General features: G+C 43.0%; 22 protein-coding genes. 6 read left to right on the top strand and 16 right to left on the bottom strand.

Translation table 11 applies throughout. The features are described from left to right. Positions 1-15 precede the first annotated feature (15 nt). Together SNE_RS08655 and SNE_RS08650 are read left to right on the top strand one after the other, a co-directional pair. Positions 16-930 (top strand): FkbM family methyltransferase, encoded by a 915-nt coding sequence (locus SNE_RS08655; protein ID WP_013944027.1) that lies wholly within the window; start codon positions 16-18, stop codon positions 928-930. A 239-nt stretch (positions 931-1,169) separates the two neighbouring features. After that, positions 1,170-2,051, top strand: coding sequence for an FkbM family methyltransferase (locus SNE_RS08650; RefSeq protein WP_013944026.1), 882 nt, complete (start codon positions 1,170-1,172; stop codon positions 2,049-2,051). Here SNE_RS08650 and ftsY read toward each other — a convergent pair. Then, positions 2,043-2,975, bottom strand: a complete 933-nt coding sequence (gene ftsY / locus SNE_RS08645; protein WP_013944025.1) for a signal recognition particle-docking protein FtsY — start codon at positions 2,973-2,975, stop codon at positions 2,043-2,045. The two genes, SNE_RS08650 and ftsY, sit on opposite strands and share 9 nt — an antisense overlap. A gap of 96 nt (positions 2,976-3,071) precedes the next feature. Here ftsY and sucC point away from each other — a divergent pair, with 96 nt between their 5' ends. The 3 genes from sucC to SNE_RS08630 are packed head-to-tail and all read left to right on the top strand — an operon-like array spanning position 3,072 to position 6,271. Then, positions 3,072-4,232: an ADP-forming succinate--CoA ligase subunit beta gene (gene sucC / locus SNE_RS08640; protein WP_013944024.1), complete on the top strand. Its 1,161-nt coding sequence runs from the start codon at positions 3,072-3,074 to the stop codon at positions 4,230-4,232. Positions 4,233-4,241: 9 nt separating this feature from the next. After that, on the top strand, positions 4,242-5,117 hold the full coding sequence (sucD, locus tag SNE_RS08635; protein ID WP_013944023.1) for a succinate--CoA ligase subunit alpha: 876 nt from the start codon (positions 4,242-4,244) through the stop codon (positions 5,115-5,117). A gap of 2 nt (positions 5,118-5,119) precedes the next feature. Next, on the top strand, positions 5,120-6,271 hold the full coding sequence (locus SNE_RS08630; RefSeq protein ID WP_013944022.1) for a site-2 protease family protein: 1,152 nt from the start codon (positions 5,120-5,122) through the stop codon (positions 6,269-6,271). Between the two features lie 16 nt (positions 6,272-6,287). Here SNE_RS08630 and SNE_RS12380 read toward each other — a convergent pair whose 3' ends face one another. The 8 genes from SNE_RS12380 to SNE_RS08585 are packed head-to-tail and all read right to left on the bottom strand — an operon-like array spanning position 6,288 to position 13,730. Beyond that, complete coding sequence (locus tag SNE_RS12380; protein ID WP_013944021.1) at positions 6,288-7,352, bottom strand: macro domain-containing protein; 1,065 nt, start codon at positions 7,350-7,352, stop codon at positions 6,288-6,290. 59 nt (positions 7,353-7,411) lie between these two features. Further along, positions 7,412-8,176 carry a hypothetical protein gene (locus tag SNE_RS08620; RefSeq protein WP_053225354.1) on the bottom strand — a complete coding sequence of 255 codons (765 nt, stop codon included), beginning with the start codon at positions 8,174-8,176 and terminating at the stop codon, positions 7,412-7,414. Positions 8,177-8,180: 4 nt separating this feature from the next. After that, on the bottom strand, positions 8,181-8,954 hold the full coding sequence (locus SNE_RS12375; RefSeq protein WP_013944019.1) for a DUF268 domain-containing protein: 774 nt from the start codon (positions 8,952-8,954) through the stop codon (positions 8,181-8,183). Positions 8,955-9,001: 47 nt separating this feature from the next. Then, positions 9,002-9,673, bottom strand: coding sequence for a sugar phosphate nucleotidyltransferase (locus SNE_RS08605; protein ID WP_013944018.1), 672 nt, complete (start codon positions 9,671-9,673; stop codon positions 9,002-9,004). A 5-nt stretch (positions 9,674-9,678) separates the two neighbouring features. Continuing rightward, the gene (locus SNE_RS08600; protein WP_013944017.1) at positions 9,679-10,857 is read right to left on the bottom strand and encodes a DegT/DnrJ/EryC1/StrS family aminotransferase; all 1,179 of its coding nucleotides are present in this window, start codon (positions 10,855-10,857) and stop codon (positions 9,679-9,681) included. Continuing rightward, positions 10,854-11,891 carry an alpha-ketoacid dehydrogenase subunit beta gene (locus tag SNE_RS08595; protein WP_013944016.1) on the bottom strand — a complete coding sequence of 346 codons (1,038 nt, stop codon included), beginning with the start codon at positions 11,889-11,891 and terminating at the stop codon, positions 10,854-10,856. The genes SNE_RS08600 and SNE_RS08595 overlap by 4 nt, the downstream gene beginning before the upstream one ends. After that, positions 11,891-12,910 carry a thiamine pyrophosphate-dependent dehydrogenase E1 component subunit alpha gene (locus SNE_RS08590; protein ID WP_013944015.1) on the bottom strand — a complete coding sequence of 340 codons (1,020 nt, stop codon included), beginning with the start codon at positions 12,908-12,910 and terminating at the stop codon, positions 11,891-11,893. Before SNE_RS08590 ends, SNE_RS08595 begins: the two co-directional genes overlap by 1 nt. A 58-nt stretch (positions 12,911-12,968) precedes the next feature. Beyond that, positions 12,969-13,730 (bottom strand): GHMP family kinase ATP-binding protein, encoded by a 762-nt coding sequence (locus SNE_RS08585; protein WP_269453439.1) that lies wholly within the window; start codon positions 13,728-13,730, stop codon positions 12,969-12,971. Positions 13,731-13,742: 12 nt separating this feature from the next. On the opposite strand from SNE_RS08585, the gene SNE_RS13350 reads away from it, so the two are divergent. Beyond that, positions 13,743-13,991: a hypothetical protein gene (locus SNE_RS13350; RefSeq protein ID WP_013944013.1), complete on the top strand. Its 249-nt coding sequence runs from the start codon at positions 13,743-13,745 to the stop codon at positions 13,989-13,991. 5 nt (positions 13,992-13,996) lie between these two features. On the opposite strand, the gene SNE_RS08580 is transcribed toward SNE_RS13350, so the two are convergent. Genes SNE_RS08580 through SNE_RS08550 form a run of 7 tightly spaced genes read right to left on the bottom strand, consistent with a single transcriptional unit; the run spans position 13,997 to position 23,832 of the window. Further along, positions 13,997-15,493 (bottom strand): B12-binding domain-containing radical SAM protein, encoded by a 1,497-nt coding sequence (locus tag SNE_RS08580; protein WP_013944012.1) that lies wholly within the window; start codon positions 15,491-15,493, stop codon positions 13,997-13,999. Further along, positions 15,490-16,971, bottom strand: coding sequence for a glycosyltransferase family 2 protein (locus tag SNE_RS12370; RefSeq protein WP_013944011.1), 1,482 nt, complete (start codon positions 16,969-16,971; stop codon positions 15,490-15,492). The genes SNE_RS08580 and SNE_RS12370 overlap by 4 nt, the downstream gene beginning before the upstream one ends. After that, complete coding sequence (locus SNE_RS08570) at positions 16,964-17,896, bottom strand: NAD-dependent epimerase/dehydratase family protein (protein ID WP_013944010.1); 933 nt, start codon at positions 17,894-17,896, stop codon at positions 16,964-16,966. The genes SNE_RS12370 and SNE_RS08570 overlap by 8 nt, the downstream gene beginning before the upstream one ends. A 53-nt stretch (positions 17,897-17,949) precedes the next feature. Continuing rightward, on the bottom strand, positions 17,950-18,825 hold the full coding sequence (locus SNE_RS08565; protein ID WP_013944009.1) for a glycosyltransferase family 2 protein: 876 nt from the start codon (positions 18,823-18,825) through the stop codon (positions 17,950-17,952). A 2-nt stretch (positions 18,826-18,827) separates the two neighbouring features. Continuing rightward, positions 18,828-20,282 (bottom strand): Do family serine endopeptidase, encoded by a 1,455-nt coding sequence (locus SNE_RS08560; RefSeq protein WP_013944008.1) that lies wholly within the window; start codon positions 20,280-20,282, stop codon positions 18,828-18,830. Positions 20,283-20,312: 30 nt separating this feature from the next. Further along, positions 20,313-20,921: a S1C family serine protease gene (locus tag SNE_RS08555; RefSeq protein ID WP_013944007.1), complete on the bottom strand. Its 609-nt coding sequence runs from the start codon at positions 20,919-20,921 to the stop codon at positions 20,313-20,315. After that, a complete protein-coding gene (locus tag SNE_RS08550; protein WP_013944006.1) occupies positions 20,881-23,832 on the bottom strand; it encodes an insulinase family protein in 2,952 nt (983 codons plus the stop codon). Before SNE_RS08550 ends, SNE_RS08555 begins: the two co-directional genes overlap by 41 nt. Between the last annotated feature and the right edge of the window lie 67 nt (positions 23,833-23,899).

Genomic DNA, 23,899 nt, shown 5'->3' with positions numbered 1-23,899 from the left:
TCAAGGAGCCTGAAAGTGAAAATAACTCATCTTGTCTTTTACTTGATCTTAACAATCCTTACGCTTCATTTTCCAACTTTTGCAAACGCTTCGCAATTTTATTTTCCAAATTATCGAAATACTTCACAGCCTATTCAGCCTCACCCAATTTTTGACAAGTTTCCTGAAGTTCCTCCTCAGAATTATGATGAAGAGTATTTCGAGTGGATTGATTTACTCGAAGCAGTTGAAAATACTGAAGGGGCCTTWAACATGCTCGAAGTTGGTGCGGGTTATGGTAGATGGAGCGTCCGTGGTGGTCTAGCCGCAAGATCAAAGAATCTCCCATTCTTTCTGACGCTAATTGAAGCAGAACCGCATCGTTGTCATGTTGACATTCATGAAGAAATGAAAAAATATGGAATCAATAGTCATGAGTATTTTGTGATTCCAGCTGCTGTTGGGAAAAATGAGTCCTCGATTTTCTTTTACATCATGAGCAGTGATGATACAATGAATCTAGATAATTGGTATGGTCAGTCTGTGATGTTTCCACATGATCGCATCATAGGCTGGGCAAAAGAAACATATTATGGACAACCTATTGCTTTTACAGCCTGTAATTATAAAGCCGTTAAAATTGAGCAACTTCGTCTCAGCACAATCTTGAATCAGGTTGATGCACCCATCATTGATCTTTGCGATTTTGACATTCAAGGAAATGAATATGATGCAATTGCTGAAGCGATTCGCATCTTAAATGCTCGAGTGAAGAGGCTGCATATTGGAACTCACAGCCATCAGATAGAGAAAGATCTTCGCGTTTTGCTTAAAAGAAATGGTTGGAAACTACTACGTGATTACCCTTGTTCTCGAAGCAACAATACTGAGTACGGAAAAATCAAGTTTGTCGATGGAGTTCAATCTTGGGTGAATCCTCGATTGAATTAATTGTTTTTCTAGAGATCGATTTTTTCAAACAAGATAAAAATCTATTTAGACTTCGTTTTGGATTTCATAAAAATCTTATAAAGATGTAAGGTGATCAACTTTATACTCAAACAACTTCAAAAATTGGTTTTGAAGTTGTTTGAGTATAAAATTGAAATTGGAAAGAATAAAAAAACTCCGACGCGAATTTGATTCATTTAGTGTTGGAAGTGCTTTTATAAACGCAGAAGAGGATGACTATGAAATCAAGTATTCGCAGTTTTTATCTAGTTTTAGCAATGTTTACATTCCAACTTTCAGCTGAAGTGGATGTTACATATTCAGTTGAACACCATCCGATTTTTGAAAAGTTTCCTAATGTTGGTCCTCAAGGTTTTGATGAAGAATACTTTGAATGGATTGATTTGTTAGAAGCTGTTTTCGATGCCAAAGGATCATTTAATATGGTTGAAGTTGGAGCGGGTTATGGTAGATGGGCTGCGCGTGGAGGTGTTGCAGCTCGATTTTGTGGCCTTCCATTTCACTTGACACTCGTTGAAGCAGAGCCCTATCGTTCCCAGATTGAAATTCACGAAGAAATGAAAAGGTTTGGGATCCACAGTTATGAGTACAAAGTTGTTCCAGCTGCAGTTGGAAAAATCGAATCTTCGATATTTTTTTACATCACTTCTAATGATGGGAGTTGGGACTTAAACAACTGGTTTGGGCAATGTATAATGGTTCCAAGCGATTATATTGTAAGATGGACAAATGAAACACATTTAGGACAACCTGTTGCAATTACAGCTTATAACTACAAAGCTGTTGAAGTTAAACAACTCCGACTTAGCACCATCTTAACACAAATTGACTCCCCAATCATTGATCTTTGCGATTTTGATGTTCAGGGAAATGAGTTTGATGTGATTTCCGAATCAATTGATATTTTAAATGCTCGCGTCAAAAGAATGCATATTGGAACGCATGGCCTCGAAATAGAGCAACAGCTCCGTGTTTTATTAAAAAAGAATGGTTGGAGACTCATAAGAGATTATTCATTAGCTCGAACCAATCAGACAGAGTATGGTCCCATAGAATTTTGCGATGGAGTTCAGTCTTGGATCAACCTTCGGCTAAACTGAAAATAGTGCATCGACATAACTTTCTGGGTTAAAGGGAATGAAGTCATCTTCTTTTTCCCCAATTCCAATGTACCGAATAGGAATTCCCATTTGATGGTAGATAGAAAGGATGATTCCTCCTTTGGCCGAACCATCTAGCTTTGTGAGGATGAGCCCTGTAAGAGGGGTGAATTCATTGAAGATTTTAGCTTGGTCGAGAGCATTTTGTCCGGTTGTCGCATCGAGAACGAGGTAGATTTCATGTGGAGCTTCGGGTACAACCTTCTGAGCGACACGGGTGATTTTAGCGAGCTCTTCCATGAGTTCAGTTTTTGATTGAAGGCGCCCAGCTGTGTCAGCAATGACAACATCGTTTTGCCGAGCTTTCGCGGCTGAAAGGGCGTCAAAGATCACGGCAGAGGGATCTCCACCAGGCTTTCCTTTCACACAATCAATTTTCAGACGTTGTGACCAGATGTCAAGCTGCTCAATGGCAGCAGCGCGGAAGGTATCGGCAGCAGCGAGGAGAACTTTTTTCTTCTCTTCTTGAAAGAGGCGAGCAAGTTTTGCGCATGAGGTCGTTTTTCCGCTTCCATTTACTCCAACGATGAGAATCATTTTCGGGGAACCCGACTCGGGAGTTTTTCCTGAAATGGATGGGGGACGGTGAAGAATGTCCTGGGCGTGGTGCTTCATCGCATCGATCAGTTGAGTTGAAGTCGAATGGGGATTTTTTCGAGCAAAGCGACGAATGTGATCGACAAATTCTGTGGCAAGGGCACTTCCCAGATCTGCTTCATACAGAATCTGTTCGAGTTCATCTAATGTTTCTTCATCAAGCGGTTTTCCAAAAAGTTCACGTACCTTTTCACCTAAGATTGAGCGGGTTCGTGAGAAAGCGCGACGGATTTTACTGAGTCCAGTTTTGAGGAGGCCAAAGACCATCTTGATGTCCCTTTTTTCGTTGATTGATAATAGGAGTGTACCACATATAGAAATTAGGGGGTAGAGAGTGAATCTACCCATAATCCGAGAGGAAGCATGAATACGCATGAATATCAGGCTAAAGAAGTTCTGAAAAAATACGGAATGCCCATTCCCGCATTTGGGGTGGCTGCATCAGTGGGTGAAGCGGAGCAAGTCGTTCAGTTACTAGGGCTGAAGCAAGCTGTTGTCAAAATTCAAGTTCATGCGGGCGGCCGGGGAAAGGCAGGGGGAGTTAAATTTGCAAAATCCAAAGATGAGATTGTAAAAATTTGTAAAGACCTCATTGGCATGAAGATGGTCAATAATCAAACGGGGCCTCAAGGTATTGTAGCTCACAAGGTCTTAATTACCGATCCTGTCGATATTGCAAAAGAATACTATCTAGGAGCAATTATCGATCGTGAAAATGCTGTTCCGATTCTCATAGCTTCTCCCGAAGGGGGAATGGAAATTGAAGAAGTGGCAGAGAAAACCCCTGAAAAAATCTTGAAATTGCCTATCCAACTTGATGGTACGGTCCGTTCTTATCATTTAGTTCGCTTGGCAAATTTCATGGGGTGGAAAGGCGATACTGCTAAGCAAGGGATGAAGACGGCAAAGGCTTTAGCCAAAGCCTTTATCGAAACCGATGCTGATCTTCTCGAAATCAATCCTCTTGTTGAAACTCCTGATGGAGACATTTGGGCTGTTGATGCCAAGCTCAGCGTTGATGACAACGCCTTATTTCGGCAGAAAGAGATCGCAAGCTATTTTGATCCCTCGCAGATTTCATCAAATGAGGTGACTGCGAAGGAGTACGATCTGGCTTACATTTCATTAGAGGGAGACATTGGCTGTATGGTCAATGGAGCCGGACTTGCCATGGCGACGATGGATATCATCCATCATTATGGAGGGAAGCCAGCAAACTTTCTCGATGTGGGTGGAAGCGCCGATAAAGAAAAGGTTGCGGAAGGATGCAAAATCATTTTGGCTGATCCAAATGTGAAGGCAATTCTCGTGAATATCTTTGGTGGGATCATGAACTGTGCAACGATTGCAGAGGGTGTGATTGCGGCGGCCAAAGAGCTCGGAATCAAAGTGCCACTTATTGTTCGACTTGAGGGGACAAACGTGGAGCAAGGAAGAAAGATTTTAGAAGAATCGAGTTTGAAGATCATTTCTGCGACAGGAATGGCAGATGCCGCAGAAAAAGCTGTACAATCAATTAAATAGGAAAGTCAGATGGCAATACTTGTAGGCAAAAAAACGAAAGTCATCACTCAGGGAATTACGGGAAAAGCTGGGCAGTTTCATACAGAGCAGTGCATTGCCTATGGATCTAATTTTGTCGGTGGGGTCACCCCAGGGAAAGGGGGACAAGAGATTTTTAATGTTCCGATCTTTGATACTGTTTATGAAGCAAAAGAAAAGGCGGATCCCGATGCTACGATGATTTTTGTTCCGCCTCCTTTTGCGGCCAGTTCGATTTTAGAAGCTGAAGAGGCCGGAATCCCTCTCATTATCTGTATTACAGAAGGGATTCCTATTCGAGACATGATCGAAGTATCTCGTGTGATGAAAGCGTCTAAAACATCTCGACTCATTGGGCCCAATTGTCCTGGAGTGATCACTCCAGGCGAGTGCAAAATTGGGATCATGCCAGGATATATTCATAAAAAAGGGAAAATCGGGATTGTTTCCCGTTCAGGAACTTTAACTTATGAAGCCGTATGGCAAACCACTCAAAATGGATTAGGGCAAACAAGTTGTGTGGGAATTGGGGGAGATCCCTTAAATGGAACCAACTTTATCGATGTACTTCAAGAGTTTGAAAAGGATCCTGAAACAAAAGGGATCTTCATGATTGGAGAAATTGGGGGAAATGCTGAAGAAGAAGCTGCAGAATGGATCAAGCAAAATTGCACGAAACCTGTTGGAGCCTTTATTGCAGGTGTCACAGCTCCTCCTGGGCGACGCATGGGGCATGCGGGTGCAATTGTTTCTGGTGGAAAAGGGACAGCACAAAGTAAAATGGAGGCACTTAAAAAGGCGGGTGCACTTGTCGCCCCATCTCCAGCTGAGATTGGCGAGACGATGGCTAAAGCAATGAAAGGATAGGCATGCTCCGGATTCCCGGGAAAATTCCAGTTGCAATTTCTCCATTTTTTTGGGTGACAGCCGCACTGATTGGTTGGATCAACAGTATGGGTTCGGGTAGCCCTTTTTTACTCACACTCATTTGGATCTTTGTCATTTTTATTTCCATTCTTATCCATGAGTTCGGACACGGGATCACTTCTCGTTTTTTTGGACAAACACCGCGCATCGAGCTTGTTGCTTTTGGGGGAGTGACGTATCAAGAAGGGCATCGATTGAGGGGATGGCGTGAGTTCCTTGTCATTCTCAACGGTCCTCTCTTTGGATTTGTCCTCTTTTTATTCACTTTGATGTTGCTGAATACAGGTTGGTTTAAAAGTCCGGTCACCCTTGCAACCCTTCAAATTTTTGTCTGGGTGAATCTTTTTTGGACGATTGTCAATCTCTTGCCAGTGATGCCTCTTGATGGTGGGCAACTCTTGCGGGTCATTTGTGAGTCAATTTCAAGAGGTAACGGACTGAAGTATGCTCTCTTTTTGAGCATGTTTTTTTCTGCACTCCTTGCCTGTTTTTTCTTTTTTATAGGTTACTTTCTCATTGGAGCGATTTTCTTTCTTTTCACTTTTCAGAATTTTGCTTCTTGGAGAAGGGTTCGGGTGATGACCGATGAAGATCAAAACGACGATTTGACTCTTGAACTGAAGGAAATTGAAGAACTTCTAGCGAAAGATCATAAGGCAGCAGCCTTACCCCGACTTGAAGAAATTCGCCAGAGAGCAAAGCGGGGATTGATTTTCAATTTAACGACTCAATATCTCGCTGCTTTCCGAGCTGAAGAAGGGAATTTTCAAGAAGTCTATCAGCTTCTAAGCCCAATTAAAAAACACCTTAGCCCCGAGTCGATCATCCACTTGCACCGAGCAGCTTATGAAATGAAAGACTTTCCGCTTGTGATGGAACTGTCAGGAGCGACTTTTCAATATTTTCCCGATCCTGATGTAGCTCTTTACAATGCTGAAGCAAGCGCAGTCATGAAGCAAGTAGAACCTACAATAGGTTGGCTTAAAGCTGCCCGTAAATGTGGGATCAACAATCTTAAGATGATCATTGAAAAAGAGACCTTTGCTTCAGTAAGGGACATTCCAGAATTTCGTGATTTTCTAACATCGCTTTAGAAACCAAGAACTTAGGTTAGAAAGTCTTTTTCCAGGTAGCATTGATGACCGTGGCTTTTGCTTCATCAATGTCGCTCGTCAAGTAAGAGAAGAGAACTGTATCAAATGCCTTTGGGTGCATTTCAATGAAATCACGGACTGTTTGATAAGCGATCTTTTGAGCTTCTTCGAACGGGTAACCGAAAATTCCTACAGAGATTGCCGGAAAAGCAATTGATTTCACCCCTTTCTGCATAGCGACTGCCATGGAGTTGCGATAAGCGCTAGCCAAGATTTCTTTCCGGTTAGGAGTGCTACTAAGAGGACCTGCAGTGTGCACGACATACTTAATTGTGGGTTGATCTTCTTGAATCTTATAAGAAGATGTGATGACAGCATCGCCTGTTTTGATTCGGTCTTTTGAGCTTCCTTTCAGAAGTGGAATTTTTTCGCACTCATTATAGAGTGCGTTACCAGCTTTTGCATGAATGGCCCCATCAATACCTCCACCTCCAAGCAGGGCTTCATTGGCAGCATTGACAATAGCTTCAACGGGGAACAACATGATGTCTCCATAGAGAGCTTGCACGGTTGTTTTTTGAACAGTTGCTTTTTCAGGCAACTTATTTGTGGTAGAGACTGGGGGGGATTCAATATTTGGTGTGGGAGTTTTTTTAACAGAGGGGGGAGTCTGGAGTGGAGTCTTTTTGATGTTTATGGGTTGTGGCTGTTGAAAAGCGACTAACGAATAAGAGATCAAGCTACAGATTAAAAGAGTTCGCATGCACTCATTTGTTATCTCATGACTGAGGCGTCCTAAAAGGGAAACTCCGTTGGTAGTAAGAGAAGAAAAATAAATTGCAGCGGTCACTCCGACTCCAAAAGCAACTTTTGCAAATTGATTTTCGTCGAGCTTTAGTAGGGATTCAAAACCATATTCTGCTATTGCAGTTGTTGAAGTCAGAGCCCCAACCCACAAAGCGCTTTGCCAAGGATTTAGAGGAACAACGCTTTTTGAAATGAGTATCCCAGTTACTGCTCCTGTAAGGGGATAGAGTATGAGGTTTGCTTTGTTATATGTATTGAAAATTGGTTTTATCATATCTAGCCTCTCATTCAACGGAAAATAATATAATAGAAGGTAGCAAAAATGCTACTAGATTATTTTTTTACGCAGTTTAGAGCCTCTTCAAAGGAAATCATTTTTTTATCAGATGTTTTGGGATGGTGATGGGCCTGATATAGGGTATAGACATCATTGATGTGGGTGAAAGAATGGGGGACGAGTTCATTTGGAATAAAAAATAAATTACACCCAGTAGAGTCGGCGTAAATCAAGCTGTAGCCTTTAAGGCGACCTAATTGCTGCATCGCAGTGATGTTTGCTCCAAAATAACTCGAGCCATCCCAATGATGATAAGGGTTATAGAAAATCACGACATTTTGATCGGGAGGAAAATTACCGTTGTATTCAATCACAACCAGCCTTGGTCGGTATTTTTCATCCAGTGCATGCCACACGTAAAAATCATTCCCGTCGATATCAATGGACAATAGATCTAAATCATATGGGACATCGTGCAGTTCAAAGAGTGCATTAATATTTTCTGCGGTGATAAAATGTTTGTGCAGGTTGATTTGATGATTTTCATAGTTGCAATCGATCAAAAGACCTGTCCAACCTTTGAACTCTCTTAGATATTTCGTATTACTACAGATATGTCCATCCATCGCTCCAAACTCGACGTAATACTTAGATGAGGTTCCGATCTGGCTAAAAATATATTCAATGATTCCATCTTCGCCACCTTGGGAAAAGATATTTTTTTCATGAAGTTGCATTGTGGAAGGGTTAGCACTGATGTAAGAAGGATGTACTAGCAAGCAGAAAGCAGTCACACTATGACGCAAAATTGATAACAGCATTGTTTTAAGCTTCGGGTTCCAAAAGAAAAATAGGTTGTTCGTAACAATTTCCAGAAGGTAATTCGAACATTTTCATATAATCTCCCCTAATATCGACGATTTTCCAGCCTTGAAGAAGTTTTGAAAGACGGTGTGGGCCATAAATGCGATGGGCATTCCAAACGAGGCAGTCTTCTCCAATGGGAACTGCTAAGATGAGTTTTCCATTTGAATGAATCATTTCAAAACAATCGTGCATTGCTCGAATATCACCGTTTGGGTCTAAAGGATCGCCGTATCTGCCTAATCCGTCGTGTTCAAAACTAGAAATTGACAACAGAACATCGAATTTTTTTGGTTTTTTCTTGTAGTCTTTAACTGTCATCACTTTTAACCGAGGATCATCGGTTTCAATTTGTCGATAATCAATTGAAAAAGGGTGTCCACCATATGCTAGAACAACAGCTTCATACCAAGGATACCCTGACCCTAAAACTGCAACAGTTTTTCCTTTAAAGAGGTTGGGGTGCTCATCGAGCAATTCAAATAACCAAGTATCTGTGTTTTCGTAATACTGTGGGCTTTTTAAATTAGCTTGAATAATTAGGTCGTCAACAAGTTCTTTTGAGTAGAAGGGCATTTGGCTTTTTGAGCTTTCATCAATATAGTAGTAGACGATAGGTGTTTGCCCATCGTTTGTGAATTCATTGAGTAAATGAGGAGGAATTTCACGGGGAGGAACACTTGTTAGAGAATGACACAAAAAGACAGAGAAAAGAACAAACTTTTTTAACTTCATCACTTACAGAATCGTCTCAATAAACTTCTATTTTTTGATGGATGTATTTAATTTTCAACGAAATTATGCACAAAGAGGTGATAATCTTTGGGGATTCCAATATCAATAAAAGGAGAATCAAAGAGATGCCCGAAACACATATGCTTTGCAATGAAATGTGGAAGGAGTTCTTGTTCAAGCGAAAAAGGTTTTTGTGTAATGTTTTTGAAAGCTCGAGGATGAAAAAGATAACAGCCTCCATTAATAAGAGTAGAAGAAGGATCACCGAGAGTGATAATTTTTCCTGAAGGGGTCATATGAATGCCATCATAGCGGGTGTTTTTTTCTGTTTGGTGCAAAGCAAGTGTGCAATCACCTATGAGATGAAACTCACTGAGGGGAATAGGAAAGTATGTATCTCCATTTAAGACGAGAAATGGCTTTTCTGGGTTTTGAAGTTTTGAAAGGGAATGAAGCAAAGCGCCTCCTGTTCCGAGAGGTGTTGATTCAATTGCATAATCGATCGAAATTTCCTCAAAAGAAGTGCCATAAGTCTCGATGACTTTTTCATGAAGGTAACCAACAGAGAGAATGAAGTGATTCACTCCTTGACCTTTCCAATACTGCATAAGATGGGAGAGAAAGGGTTTGTCTCTGACAGGGACAAGGGGTTTGGGAAGGTCAGGGCAAACAGATCGGAGACGTGTGCCAAGTCCTCCTGCTAAGATGATTGCTTCCATAAGTGCTAAACACACGCTGTTGTGACTTCAGATAGGATCTTGTGAAACTTTTCAATTTCAGCGCGAAGATCACGTGGATGGTTACCGACAAAAAATCCCCGGTCATGTGCGATGTTGGCATTCACGATCTCATGTGCGCAGCTATAATTACAGTACTTGATCACATCATGACGAAGAAAATTCCCACCTGTAATGATCCGAAACTGGATATCATGTTTTTTTAAGGCATCTAAGACTTCTTGGCGGGGCAGTGAAAGGTTGGGATGGAGAATCAATGTGAATGAGAAGTGGGTACTCTTTCCGTTTTCTTTTTGAATGATGAACCTCTCATCGTCTGCAAAAAGGTCCTTCCAAAGTTCGGCGTTTTTACGACGAATGGCGATGAATTCATCGAGCTTTTTGAGTTGCTCGGAGCCAATCGCTCCAAAAAATTCGATGGGGCGTACATTGTAACCGGGAACGATGAAACGGTATGCTTCGAAAAAGTCGTCTGGATTTTTTTCATAGATAGGGGAAACATCGGGTAAGTGGCGTGTCCAACCATGTGAACGGAGAGCGAGCATGAGATGGTAAAGCTCGAGATCATCTGTGACGGCGACGCCGCCTTCGATAGTTGAGATATGATGCGAAAAAAAACAGCTAAAGGTTCCAATGTCTCCAAAGGTGCCGCATTGCTTTCCATGAAGGGTCGCTCCCATGGATTCGCAATTATCTTCAAAAAAGAGAAGATCGTGTTTGTCGCAAAAGGCGCGGAGAATATCGAGAGCACAAGGGTTACCCAAGATACTGACTCCGACAACGGCTCGTGTTGCGGGGGTTAGGGCCGCTTCGAGCTGAGAAACATCCATATTGAGAGTATCGAGTTCAACATCGACAAAGCGGAGTTTAAGTCCGTATTGCATGAGGGGAAAGTAAGTGGTTGCCCAAGAAATAGCTGGAACAATCACTTCATCGCCCGCTTTTAAGGGGCGGTCTTTTTTGAAGCAAAACGCAGCAACGGCAATGAGATTGGCTGACGAACCAGAGTTTGTCATGACGGCGTAGCGGCTTCCCATTTTGCTGGCAAAGGCTTGCTCAAATTTTTCAACCTCAACGCCCATGGTGAGCCGATCCGAGTCGATCACCTTTTGTATGGCTTTCAGTTCTTCTTTTCCCCAAGAGTTATGTGAGAGTTCGTAGGTCACTTTATCAGGTCCTCTATCGCTTGTTTCATGGTTTCAAGATTAGGGTAATATAGGTTTTCTAAAACATCTCCTGCAGGAGATGGACAATCGGGAAGACCGATCCGCTTCACCGGCTTTTTTAAATGGTGCAGGGCTTTTTCGCAGGCGAGGCATCCAATTTCTGCTGCAACTCCACCAAGGGCCCAACCCGTATCGACAATGAGCAGTTTACCTGTTTTCGCAACCGAATCTAAAATGAGCGTTTCATCTAGAGGTTTGATACTGCGGAGATCAATCACTTCAGCATGAATGTTACGCGTTTCTTTGAGCTCTTTAGCAGCTGTCCAAGCGAGATCGATAGCGTGCGATGTGCCAACGATCGTGCAGTCATGACCACTTTGACGGATGATTCCTTTCCCCAAGGGAATTTTGTAGGGCTCTTCAGGAACAAATCCTTCGCGGCGCATCAGCCAGCGGTGTTCAAAGATGAGGACAGGATTGTCATCTTCAATTGCAGCAATCATGAGCCCTTTAGCGTCATAAGGAGTGCTTGGCATGACAATTTTGATGCCGGGAACGCCTAAAAGAAGCCCTTGTATTGCTTGAGAGTGTTGTGGACCTGAGCCCCAACCTCGCCCAATGGCTGACCAAATCACAAGAGGAACTCGGTTTTTTCCATGATCCATCCAATGAATTTTACTCCCGTGATTCACAATTTGATTAAACGCAAGTAAGAGAAAGTCGGGGCGGTTGTGAAAGTAAACAGGTCGCATGCCCGACATGGCAGCGCCATTACAAATTCCTGTCATTCCTTCTTCAGAAACAGGAGTATCAAATACGCGCAGATCTCCATAAATTTCTTTGAACCCTTTGGTTACTCCAAACATAGCCCCTGGATCATCCACTCCTTGTCCGAGAAGAAAGACAGAGGGATCTGTTTCCATTTTGTAGGATAGGGCTTCATGTAGCGCTGTGACGTAACTCGCAGTGCGCTCTTGCGGAGCTGCGTCCATGAGAGCAGCGTTTTGCTGCACGAGTTTTTCATCCCAAAGCATCAGTTTGCTCCTGCATAGACGTGAGTGAGAAGGTCAGTTTTGTCAGGAAAAGGGCTTTGAAGTGCATGTCTAAATCCAGCTTCGATTTCATTTTGAATTTCAACTTTCATTTTCGTGAGTTCATTGTCTGATATGATGTTCAATTCTTCGAGGAGGTGAAGAGGATCTACCTTTTTCCAAGAGTCTAGCTCTTCAGAAGAGCGGTACCCAAGTCGCGTGTCTTCATTTGCTCCGTGATGACCGCGCCAACGGTAGACGTGGGCTTCGATGAATGCAGGGCCATTTCCTTTCTTGATTATTGTCAGAGCTTTTTCTGTGGCTTGGTGGACAGCAAGGACGTTTGTCCCATCAACAGATTGGCTGTTTAGACCAAAGGCTTCAGCCTTGTTTGCAATCGAAGTTTCAGGAGGTTGACGATAAGCAAGAGGAGAACATACCGAGTAATAGTTGTTTTCACACACGTACAAGATGGGAAGATTTTTGAGTTTGGCAAAGTTAAAGCTTTCCCAGGCAGCTCCTTCTTCGATTGCAGCATCTCCAAAAAAGACGACAATCACTTGATCTAACCCTTTTTGTTTTGCAGCAAGGGCGGCACCTGTTGCAATCGGAAGAATACCGGCTACAATTGCAGAAGAGCCTTCCATTCCGACCTGTTTATCGATAAGATGCATCGAACCTCCACGGGAAGCAGCGCATCCATTTTTGCGGCAATGGAGTTCGCTGAGCATGGCATTCAAATTTCCCCCTTTTGCAAGGTAAGGTCCATGTGTGCGATGGCCACAAAATACTTTGTCCTCCAGTTGTAAAAGTTCACAGCAGCCAACAGAGATAGCTTCTTGTCCTATGCAAAGGTGGATGGGAGATTTCATTTGGTCTTCATGGTACCGATCGGCAATGGCCTGTTCGATCATGCGGATACGAAGCATCTTGCGAAACATGACTTTGACGTCTTGTGAGGTGAAGTTGGGGAGAAGGTCACATAGACCAGAGATCCCTTTTCCTGTATATGCGTATTTCATAGGAAACGATCTTATATGAAGCGTTTTTTTAACCCAAGTACGATATATTCAAACGATTTCAAAAGTCGGGTGAGTGTAATTTGGTAAGGGTAAAATCGTGCTCACGATCGAGAAGAAAATGGCTTCCATGATCTTCAAATTCGAATGGAATGTGACACAGCTTTGGGATGTTTGAAAGAGCGCTTTTTACTTGGGGCTGCAACTCTGGAGGAGCAAAGAGAAGCATGAAACCACCTCCACCTGCTCCAAGAATTTTTCCACCGAGAGCTCCTGCTTGTTTTGCGCGCGAGTAGATCTCATCGATCGAATCATTTGAAATCTTGTCTGAGAGCCCTTTCTTGAGTTGCCAAGCTTCATCGAGCAATTCTCCAAACCAGAGGATCTCTTTTTCTCCTCCTTGGAGCCGATCTGTTGCTTCATCGACCATTTCGCGGAGTCGGTGAAGTCGGCTGGCGTTTTTCTTGAAATTGACAACTTTGGATTTGGCCACATCTGAAGCAAAGCGGGAATGGCCTGTGTAAAAGAGCATTAAGTGATTTTGAAGCTTGGGAAGGAGCGGTGAAAAAACAGGGGCAACATCGATTGTTCCGTCAGGGAGAAAATCAATTCGATTAAAACCGCCGTGGGCAGTGAGAGTTTGATCTTGATAGCCGACAATTTCTCGGAGCTTCTCTTGTTCGATGTGGATAGCGAGTCGCGCGAGCTTAAGTGGTTCAATTGTCTGTTTTCGGATGCTAAAAAGCGCGCTCAATAGTCCAACTGTAAAAGCTGAGCTGGAACCCAGTCCGGCTCGAGCTGGAAGATCAGCGTCATGATGGATCTCTAGGCGATCATGATCGAAGTTGAGATAGGAAAGAACAGCTTTAACAACGGGGTGTTTAATTTCTTCGATGGTTTGAGTCGATTCGGTTTGGGAGTAAACAATTCGGTAGTTGTGATCAAAAATGGGAGGGAGAAAGCGACAGCTAATGTAGCAATATTGGTTGATGGTCGTACCAATGACTGCGCCGCCATGCTCATGGACCCATGCGGGGTAGTCTGTTCCTCCGCCAAAAAAAGAGATGCGGAAGGGGGTCTTTGAGATAATCAGAAGGATGTCTCCACTACTAAGGCATTTTCTACGATTTTACGGCGAAGTTTAATTTTGTTCATCTCTTTAATATGCATCAGGACTTTTTTTCCGAACTTGTTTTGGATGAAAGAGAGGTAGCGAGGGTCTGAGTAGTAAGTGTGAAAGGCTTTATCACGGAATTCAAGGACTTCGGCTGCTGTGAGTGTATCTGTTCTTAAGGGAAGCGTTTCGTATGCGTGTTGGGAATAACCAATCCACTCGGTTGGCAAGTCCCACCCTTTTTCAATTGCAAGAGTGTAGAGCTTTGATCCTGGATAAGCCATGGCGCAGTAAAAATTGGCAAATTCACAGTTGGCTGAGAGGGCTAAATCGAGTGTTTCTTTCATGGTTTCATTTGTATCGTCTGGGAGACCAAAAATGTAGTTACCAATCACATTGATTCCGGCATTTTGGATATTTTTCACCACGCGTAAGATGTCTTCGGCACCAAACCGCCCTTTTTCGACCCCATCACGTACATGTTTACTGCCCGATTCAATCCCAAGCGCGAGCCAACGAATACCGGCCCGCTTAAGCCTATCTAAAAAAGTATCACGGACTGTATCCACTCGGGCATAAGCCCAGATATTGAGTCCATAATTGCGCTCAATCAAAAGGTCACAAATCGAATTGACATGACGCGGATTGAGCACAAACATCTCATCGACAAACTTGATGTTTTTCACTCCATACCGATTGACGAGAAGGTCGATTTCACTAATGACTGCTTCAGGAGACCATAACCGATAAGAAGAGCCTCCAAACGGAGCATTGATACAACAAAAGGAACATCGGTAGGGGCAGCCGAGTGACGTGTGGAGCGAAGCATAAGGTTGTCGCTCGTCAATGTTTTCAAAACAGTGCCAGTTGTGTGCGCGGTACTTTTCCATAGGAAGAAGATCCCAGGCTGCGCCTGGCATGACTTCAGTTAAGTTTTCTAGAAGAGGTCCTTTCGGAGTGGCGACAATTTCTCTGCCCTTTCGGTAAAGCAAGCTGGGAACGCGGTCAAATTGCGTAGAGCCATTTTTCAAGCATTCATACACTCCCCAAATGGTTTGAGGACCTTCTCCGCTGCAGACAAAATCCACAGCTTCTTCTTCCATAGTCCGTTGGGGAAGAGCAGCAATGTGCGTTCCCGTCATTAAAATCTTAAGAGAGGGGTTTCTCTTTTTGATTTCTCGGCACGTTTCTCCTGCAGCCATCATGTTTTGCGTGGATGCGGAGGGTTGAAACCCATAAACTACCATGACAACTAATGTCGGGTTGTACTCTTTTTCAATCCACTGCGCTACTTGCATAGGGCTCAAGTTTAAAGCTGGGGCATCGAGGATGGCAGCATGTGCCCCTTTTTTTCGAACATAGGTTGCAAAAAGGGCTGCTAGTGAGGGAGGTTCAATTGCGGAAAGAGAGGTTCCAAGCTCTTGGTAAACAGTGTGCATTGCGCCGGGATTAATAAAGAGTATCTCGGTCATAATGTTTCATACTCCAAATCTTTCAGTTGATCCATTTGTTTCCACTCATTTACGGTGTTTGCAGTGAGGTGCAGCTGGGGTCTTGTTTGCAGCAGCTCTTTGATCTTGTCATCATGAAGATCGTTAAGGTAAAGAAGCTTGATCTGATTGTGCGGGCGTAGCACCATTTTACCCTGCCATAAAATAAATTCTGACAGGATCATCAAATCGCGCTTTGAATTCACGACAATGTAGTGTGGTTTTTTTTGATGGTACAAGCGAGAAATGGCGTTCCATAAATCTTTGCGCCCTGAAGTTGCTTGAGTGACTGTGAGCCACTCTTGCTTAGCTTGAGTTAAAAGCTTTGAAATCTTTTTCTTCAAAATAGGAAGGGTGAATCGAACGTTTGGAGAGCTGGGTGACGCATGGGGTGACTGAGAAATCTTTTTCTTCAAAATTCCATAGACTTTTTGAAAAAGAGAAATGAAGGTGAATTGCAGCTGATGCAGGCTTGAAAGAGGAGAGTGTTTAGGAAGAGGGAAACGATATGTTTTTTCAGCATAGCTTTTTGCAGACTTTAAAAAAGAAAGGTCGGTCATTTGCCGGTGTGTGTCATTGATTCCTTCTTTTAAAATCTCCTCTTCTGTCACGGTTTTCCCTTGCTCAATTTTGATAATAAGGGGGTGGGGAACATGAGGCAATATTCTTCCTGTCCAAATGGCTTCAAGGGATGTTGAAGACACGTTGTATCCATCGTGAGGGCCGAGATATTCCCCAATGCCATCTGAACCTGGATGCCAGGTGTGATAAAGAAATTCTTCTTCGTGCCAAACTTCTTCTTTTCCCGCATTGCACAGGCGGAAAGTGAGATCGTACGGACCACAGATATGACCGACAAAGTCGACATGTTCATCGGAACCCCCAATTGCAAAAAAGTCTTTTCGTTTCATACAAAGGCAAGCGCCATAATTGCGCCGATGTAACCGGTCAGAGGTTTCGACAACTCCAGTTGTTTTCCCGTCTGAATAATTGATGCAACCTGGGCCAATCACTTCTTCAAATGAGGGGTAAGAAAAGGGGTAGAGGTCTTGCCGATGGTTGCGGAATTGATCCATATGGAGAAAATGATTGGGGTAGGTTTCAAAAAATTGAAGAATCGATTCGATGAAGGTGGGTTTCACCATCGCATCTGAGTCACAAATCACGATGATTTCTCCTTGGGCAAGAAGGGCGCCGATGTTATACATCAAGTGTTTGTGATAGTAACATCCATCCGGCATGCCTAAGACGGCTAATGTATCGATATCTTCTTCAAATTTTTTGACTGCCTCGGTCAATTGAGAGTAATATTCTAGGACGATGATTTCAAAAGAGTCTCGGGAAACTGTCTGCGATCTAAGATAATGACAAATGTGAAAACTTTCGCGAACATTCCAATCGAGCAAGATGAGGCTAACTTTTGCTCTTTGACGCTGAGACTTTTTGAGAAGTTTAAACATTTGAATAAACCGCATTGCGAATCATGTTGTAGCCTTTCATCAGCTCCTCGATTCCAGCATCTAAAGAAAACTGTGGATAAAAGCCTGCTTGATGGATTTTTTCATTGGAAACAATGTAGTTACGTTGATCGGGATCTTGTCCAATTGGTGCATCGACAAAAGTAAAAGAGGGGATGTGCTCTTTGATCTTTTCGCAAAGCTCTTGCTTGGACAAATTGGCATCTGAAAGGCCAACGTTGTAGATTTCGCCTCTCATCTCATCAAAATGCTGTATGCCGAAGAGAAATGCGCGGCAAACGTCACGGATGTGGATGTAATTTCGCTTAAAATGACTTTCAAAAAGGAGGACGGCTCGGTCGTGGACTGCGCGGTAAACAAAGTCATTCACAAGAAGATCAATGCGCATTCGTGGGGACATGCCGAACACTGTTGCAAGGCGAAAGCTAATGGCATTTGGATGCTCCATGAGAGCTTTTTCGACTTTCACTTTTTCTTGCGCATATTGCGAAATGGGATTTAAGGGAGATTCTTCTGTGCAAAAATTGTTTTCATCTCCTGTGCCATATGCACTATTTGTTGTGGGCATGATGATTCTTTGCGAGGGAGAAAGAGAGTGGATGAGGTGAATGGTTGCATCGTGGTTGACCGCTGTTGCAGTGAAGGGATCTTGTTTACAAAGAGGGGCCCCAACAAGTGCAGCTAGTGGAATCACAACATCTGCCCAATTAGTCAGTGGTTGCAAGACCTCTTTATCGCGCAAATCTCCTTTTACAATGGAGAATTTGGGGTGGTAACAAACGTGATTCAAGCTACTTTGGCTGTACATGAAGTTATCAAGGGCAATCACTTCATGTCCTTCGCTCAGCAGCATCGGAATTAAAACAGATCCGATATAGCCGGCACCACCTGGAACAAGTACTTTCATTTCTCTTTCGCCTTTCTCAAAACGAGCTATTTTCTAAGTCTTAGGTGAGAAAGTCAAGTTTTTTTGAGGTGAGCTTTAATCTTATCTAAACGAAAACGAATATAAGTTTCTCTAAGCAAATGATACGCGAAATATTTTAATCTAAAATTAAACGTTTGTTGACTTTGCCAAAATGATTTCAAAAGAAGCAAATAACTATTTTGTCGTATAAAGGGGAAAGGTTTTAGAGAAGCTTCTTTTCCATGGATCTTTGCTAAGAGTAGCTGAGCAATTTGTTCACGCTGTTTCCAATAAGAGTAAAACGTTTGATTTCCACTCGTGCGTGAACGTCTTTGGTAGAGAGCGTCGATAGGGGCTTTGCCCACACTAAAGTGCATGTGTTCAAAAAGCACTTCAGGGATGTAGACAATCCGATTTTCGCCCAAATCTTTCAAGCGGAGAAAAATATCAAAGAGGTGGGAATCGATACAATCACCGCAATACTCTCTGGGGTAGGGATCTTCAATCAGCTCTATTCCTTTCCGTGTCAAGATGGGAAAAAGAGGGAAGGATGCATCTTTATATCCATCTTGTGTGTGCATCATACAAATGCCGTCGGGGAATTTTTTTGCTGCCTTTATCAGATAGGTGTCCCAGCACTTGGTTCGAATCAAGATGTCATCATTGACGAGCATTAGAATCTCACCCGTAGCTTTTTTTAAGCAGCGCGTATTCAAAGCGCCCATGGTGGTTTGGGGGCCAATCACCTTATGCAATGCTAAAGCTTGATGAGGGGATGTGAGCTCGTGACTTGGGGTGTCATCATCGTCAAGTGTTGCAATGACTTCCACTTGAGAAAGGTCATCAGCTGTTTCCACAACTGTTTGCAAAAAGGCTTGCGCTTTTGCAAGCCTTTCTCGAGTGGGCAATAAAAGGGAGATTTTTGCCATCGTTATTTCGTCGTTTTTAACGAGTAAAACCGCACCATTGATCCTTGCTTCACAAGCAAGAGGATACGTTGGTTTGGACCGATCGCTGCAACGGTTTCGTTAAAGTCTTTCACATTGTTCACTTCTTGATGGTTGACAGCCATCACAATCATTCCTACCTTGAGCCCAATGCGAGCTGCAGGAGAATTGGGATGCACTTCCATAATGATCACACCTTTTTCGGTCGGTTGGAGTCCGTATGCCTTAATGTGATCTTGAGTAAGGTTGTCAACAGTGAGCCCGAGAACTGCAGAAGAAGTTGTGCTTGATGAGTAGGTACTTTCACCATAGGTTCCAAGAATAACTGGAATCGCGAGAATTTGACCATTTCGATTTACAGTCAGAGTCACTTTAGTATTCGGTTTTAAAAGCATCAAATCGTTACGTAAGTTTGCAGGACTTTTCACCTCGTTGCCGTTCACATGCGTGATGATGTCTCCTTGTTTCAGTCCTGCTTTGTCAGCAGCAGATCCATCGACAACATCGACAACTAGAGCTCCTTCAGCTTTTTTCAAATTAAAGGCTTCTGCTAAGTCCCGATCAATCGGTTGAAGTGAAACACCTAAAAATCCTCGTGAAACAGATCCTTTTTCAATGAGCTGTTCCTTGATATTTTTTAGCATGTTACTTGGAATGGCAAATCCGATTCCCATGTAACCCCCTGATCGAGAAACGATTGCCGTATTCATTCCAATGACGTTTCCATCTAGATCAACTAAGGGGCCACCTGAATTTCCTGGGTTTATCGCTGCATCAGTCTGAAGAAAGTCTTCGAGGTCGGTGATTTGGAGATTTTGGCGTCCTTTTGCGCTGATGATTCCAGCTGTAACTGTAGCTTCTAGCTGGAAGGGATTCCCAATTGCTAGGACCCACTCACCAACTTCGACTGCATCTGAGTTCCCAAGCTCTAGATAGGGAAATTCTCCCTCAATCTGCTCATCGATTTTGATCATTGCGACATCAGTACGGTCGTCTCCTCCGACAAAGGTCGCAGAAACTTCTCTTTTCATACCATTGTGCAAGAGAACGGTGATTCTTTGTGCTCCACGAACCACATGGTAGTTTGTTAGAATGTATCCATTAGGAGAAACGATAAAACCTGATCCTTGACTAAGTTGAGGTTGGGGTGCGCGGCGTCTATTTGGGGGAGCTCCAAAAAACTTATTGAAGAAATCGTCATTAAAAAATTCGAAAGGATCTTGTCCTCCATCTGAAACCCCTTCTGCTTGGATGTAGACGACACTAGGAGTGGCTTTTTTTGCAGCATCGATAAAAGGACGAGAAAATTGTTTTCCTGTTCCCATCTCTTGTGATGGATAACGCTCAGGCTGATAGGCCGCGGGAATTTTCCCAGCTTTTGCTTCAAGAGGTGCAATAAATATGAGAGTTAAGAGTAGTCCACTAATCCATCTTTTCATTTTTCTTTTCTCCTTTGCCTTAAGATTTCATTATAGAAATACTCCCCATTTGAGAGCAATGTCTAACAAAGTTTCAGTTGGAATGATCACGCCAAACACGTCATGGGTTGTCGTATTGGCAAATTGCATTCCGATCACCTTTCCCTCTAAGTTTAAAAGAGGGCCACCGTAATCACCAGGATTGAAAGGAAAATCAACAAGCAAAAAGTCTTTGCCATTTTTTTCTTCGACCGATGCCACAATCCCTTTTTTTACAGTGACCCCTTTGTGAAAGGGAATTCCTGCACTTAGAGCCCACTCACCAATTTGAAAAGTCGTAGTGAGTGGCAAAGGGACTAAGTCACGTGCCTCAAGCTTTAGAAGAGCGACATCTGATTCCAAATCTCCAAAAAAAAGGTGAGCTTTTGCCCAAGTACGGTCTGGCAAACGTACTTGAATTGAAGCAGCCCCTTTCACATTGTGATAAAGAGTCATCACGAGTCCATCTCCTCGCACAATAAATCCACACTCTTTTTGCTCTCCAGCATGTACTAAGACAGTTGAAAAACAGGCCAATGTTGCCACGTCAACAAAGGGAGAAGCGGCAAATAGTCCTAGATTAAATAGGCAGAATAGAGAGGCGAGGAGAAAGCTTTTCATTTTCCTTAGCCAAGAGTTTTTCATTTGCTAAAGTTACAGAGAGTCCTTGATCAGCGATGGCTTGCAACTCCTGTTTCACAGCTTCCTTGACCTCTTTCTTATCTATAGAAAGAACATGATCACGAAAGTCTTGTCGCACTTTTTTTGTCCGCCCTTCGCGGAACTGGGAGTAGGCAACAATAGCGCGACTTCCAGGTGAGATAGGGGTGTCAGAGTCTTGAATAAGACCAAGTTTAGCTTCTTCTAACTCTCGACTTGAAAAATCTCCGTTTGCAATCCGCTCGAGTCCTGCTTTAAAAGCATTATAAGTTGATGCAATGTGAGGATCGCGGTACGAATAGAAATAAAAATGTCCTGTCAATGGACTGTAATTGACTCCAGCACCATAGGCTCCACCTTGCTCTCGAATTTTTTGGTGTAAGTAGGTGTTTTCCATCAAGTTTGTCGCAAGGCTCAGCGATGGCGCATGCGTATGAAGGGCTGTACACGTTTTAAAGCCCCAAGCCGAGAAAGCAACGGGAGTTGAAATGATGCGTCCTTCGGGCTTTTTCTCTCCTACAGGAGGAATCTGTTCCCATAGATCAAGGGGTTTTGAAGGGAGATCTCCAAGCCCAAAATAGCGGTGATCTGCTAAGTAATGGTGCTGCTTTGCATCGATACTTAAAACAAGGTGGGGAATGTTGAAGTGGAACAAACGGTTGCAAAGTTCACGAAGTTTTTCTTGAAGTTGAGGAAGTTTTTGATCGATATCCTTCACAAGGTCACGAATGAACTTAAAGTAGTCAAGCCCCTGCATTTTTTGGCCAATGGTTCCTGAAGAAGACAAAGGTGCAAGTGATTGTTGAATGGCGTACGAGATAGCTTGACGGTTCAGCCGATTTTGTTGAGCCGTGTGCAACTGAAGAATGAGTTCTTTGATCCGCTCTTTTTCATCAAAGCGAGGAGAATGGCAGATTTCCAAAAAAAGCGAAAAGAGTTTGTCAGTGTTGCGCTCTAGAGCTTTCCCTCTAAATCCAAAAGAGGGTTTGAGCACAGAAGAATCCGTAATTTGAGGGTGCATTTGCAATGTTGCACTAAATCCGCCGAGGTAGCTATTGATGTATTCTAAATTTGCTGTGTAGTCCCGATCACCTACACCGAGTTCAGGAAGTAATGTCACTAAAAGTTGAAGGTAGGGCAGCTCATCTAGCGTCACTTTGGGAAGGTCAAATATCAGGTCGGCATAGACGATGTGATTCGTGAAACACTCATGAATAAAGACAGATAGTTGATCTTGCTGTTCGTGTCTCAATGGGAAATCAGGGACGTCCTTTGGGACGTCGACGAGTTCAATTTTCGGCAGACATTCGATAGATTGCTTTTCAGTTTTTTCTTGGAACTTTTGCAATTCTGCAGCTTGTTGAACAATGCGTTCTTTTGCTTCTTTTGAAAGAGCTTCTTGGATCCGTTTAAGACGCTCTTTTTCCTCTTCCGCTTCCTCATCATCGAGTGTTGCACTTGGCTCCATGACAAGGCGGAGAAAATGAGTATTGTCGATCAAGTATTTCTGAATGAGTCCTGTCAAATAGCGTGGATCTTTGACTTTTTCCTGCAATTCATGAAACTGATTATAAACCATGAGAGCGTTTTCTGGGGGACAGCCATGCTGCTTTGCTAATGCTGAGCGCATGAAAAGTGTGAGTCCAAATGGGCCATAATCTCCGGTAATTTCGAGTCGACTAAATTCCAATTGATGAATGGCAGCTTCCAAATGCTTTTCATCAATGCCTTTAGCGACTAAATCCTTCAATGTTTCAAACAGTACTTTTTCTAGCCCCTCAGCATTTTCTAGATCAGCGCCGCGACAAATGATCGCATAGGGGATTTCACTCATATCGGTATCGAGATACCCATCAACTTGAGTACAAAGTTCTGATTTAAGAATTGCGTGCTTTAAAGGAGAAGCATCAGTTTCCATTAAAATCGAATCGATGACAGCAAGTGCCAAAGCATCTTGTTGATTTTTCAGTTCTGCTGTAAGCCATGCAAAAGCAATATAGGTCTTTTTCTTTAGATCTTCTTCTTTCAATGGATAGAACATTTGGTCTTTTCGAGGACTCACGAACCGTTTTTGGTGGGGAATAGGTTGAAGATCAGGAGTTTTTTGGATCCCTTTCAGAGCGTGCTTTTCGATCATGTCGAGATGCTTATCAAGTGGAAAATTGCCATAAAAAAAGAAAAGAGCATGTGAAGGATGATAAAACTTCCCGTGGAAGTTTTTCAGCCCTTCGTAAGTCAAAGAGGGGATTTCAACAGGGTCTCCGCCGGAATTGAACGCATAGGTTAAATCAGGGGTGAGACGTTCCATGACTCCTTGCCATAGACGGGTTTCTGGAGAAGAGAGACTTCCTTTCATTTCGTTGAATACGACCCCCTTAAATAATAGGGGGCTTGTCGGATCATCTGCTTGTTCAAACTCTAGTCGATGCCCTTCTTGCATGAAGCTGAGCTCCTTGAGCTCAGGAAAAAATACCGCATCCAAGTAGACGGAAAGCAAATTGTAAAAGTCCTTTTCCACCTGGGACGCGGCAGGATAACACGTAAAGTCAGATCCCGTCATCGCATTCATAAACGTGTTTAAGCTCCGTCTAGACATCGAGAAAAAGGGATCTTTCACTGGGTATTTTTTCGATCCACAAAGTACCGTATGTTCGAGAATATGGGCAACCCCAGTCGAGTCTGTTGGAAGAGTTCGAAATGAAATGCAGAAGAGGTTTTCATGGTCATCAGAAGCCAAATGAATCACTTGAGCTCCTGTCAAATTGTGTTTCAATTCGTAGAGAACAACTTGCAACTCTTCAATGGGTAAAACTTTTGTAACAGTGAATTCTCCGTGGGTATCACCCACTTGATAGATTGGTGTTAAATTCATTCTCATTTCCTATTAACCGAAGAGCCTAAGAATAAAAAAAAGATGATTAAAAAGCATCCCCCTTTAA

The organism is Simkania negevensis Z (assembly GCF_000237205.1).
Lineage (GTDB): Bacteria > Chlamydiota > Chlamydiia > Chlamydiales > Simkaniaceae > Simkania > Simkania negevensis.
Note: the sequence above shows the minus strand (reverse complement) of the source record. Positions and strands in the feature narration are given on the sequence as shown.

Excerpts from the sequence above, each read along its gene's own strand:
- SNE_RS08650 (WP_013944026.1), top strand. The coding sequence starts at position 1,170 with ATGAAATCAAGTATTCGCAGTTTTTATCTAGTTTTAGCAATGTTTACA.
- ftsY (WP_013944025.1), bottom strand. The coding sequence starts at position 2,975 with ATGGTCTTTGGCCTCCTCAAAACTGGACTCAGTAAAATCCGTCGCGCT.
- sucC (WP_013944024.1), top strand. The coding sequence starts at position 3,072 with ATGAATACGCATGAATATCAGGCTAAAGAAGTTCTGAAAAAATACGGA.
- sucD (WP_013944023.1), top strand. The coding sequence starts at position 4,242 with ATGGCAATACTTGTAGGCAAAAAAACGAAAGTCATCACTCAGGGAATT.
- SNE_RS08630 (WP_013944022.1), top strand. The coding sequence starts at position 5,120 with ATGCTCCGGATTCCCGGGAAAATTCCAGTTGCAATTTCTCCATTTTTT.
- SNE_RS12380 (WP_013944021.1), bottom strand. The coding sequence starts at position 7,352 with ATGATAAAACCAATTTTCAATACATATAACAAAGCAAACCTCATACTC.
- SNE_RS08620 (WP_053225354.1), bottom strand. The coding sequence starts at position 8,176 with ATGCTGTTATCAATTTTGCGTCATAGTGTGACTGCTTTCTGCTTGCTA.
- SNE_RS12375 (WP_013944019.1), bottom strand. The coding sequence starts at position 8,954 with ATGAAGTTAAAAAAGTTTGTTCTTTTCTCTGTCTTTTTGTGTCATTCT.
- SNE_RS08605 (WP_013944018.1), bottom strand. The coding sequence starts at position 9,673 with ATGGAAGCAATCATCTTAGCAGGAGGACTTGGCACACGTCTCCGATCT.
- SNE_RS08595 (WP_013944016.1), bottom strand. The coding sequence starts at position 11,891 with ATGCTTTGGGATGAAAAACTCGTGCAGCAAAACGCTGCTCTCATGGAC.
- SNE_RS08590 (WP_013944015.1), bottom strand. The coding sequence starts at position 12,910 with ATGAAATACGCATATACAGGAAAAGGGATCTCTGGTCTATGTGACCTT.
- SNE_RS13350 (WP_013944013.1), top strand. The coding sequence starts at position 13,743 with ATGATCGAAGTTGAGATAGGAAAGAACAGCTTTAACAACGGGGTGTTT.
- SNE_RS08580 (WP_013944012.1), bottom strand. The coding sequence starts at position 15,493 with ATGACCGAGATACTCTTTATTAATCCCGGCGCAATGCACACTGTTTAC.
- SNE_RS12370 (WP_013944011.1), bottom strand. The coding sequence starts at position 16,971 with ATGTTTAAACTTCTCAAAAAGTCTCAGCGTCAAAGAGCAAAAGTTAGC.
- SNE_RS08570 (WP_013944010.1), bottom strand. The coding sequence starts at position 17,896 with ATGAAAGTACTTGTTCCAGGTGGTGCCGGCTATATCGGATCTGTTTTA.
- SNE_RS08565 (WP_013944009.1), bottom strand. The coding sequence starts at position 18,825 with ATGGCAAAAATCTCCCTTTTATTGCCCACTCGAGAAAGGCTTGCAAAA.
- SNE_RS08560 (WP_013944008.1), bottom strand. The coding sequence starts at position 20,282 with ATGAAAAGATGGATTAGTGGACTACTCTTAACTCTCATATTTATTGCA.
- SNE_RS08555 (WP_013944007.1), bottom strand. The coding sequence starts at position 20,921 with ATGAAAAGCTTTCTCCTCGCCTCTCTATTCTGCCTATTTAATCTAGGA.
- SNE_RS08550 (WP_013944006.1), bottom strand. The coding sequence starts at position 23,832 with ATGAATTTAACACCAATCTATCAAGTGGGTGATACCCACGGAGAATTC.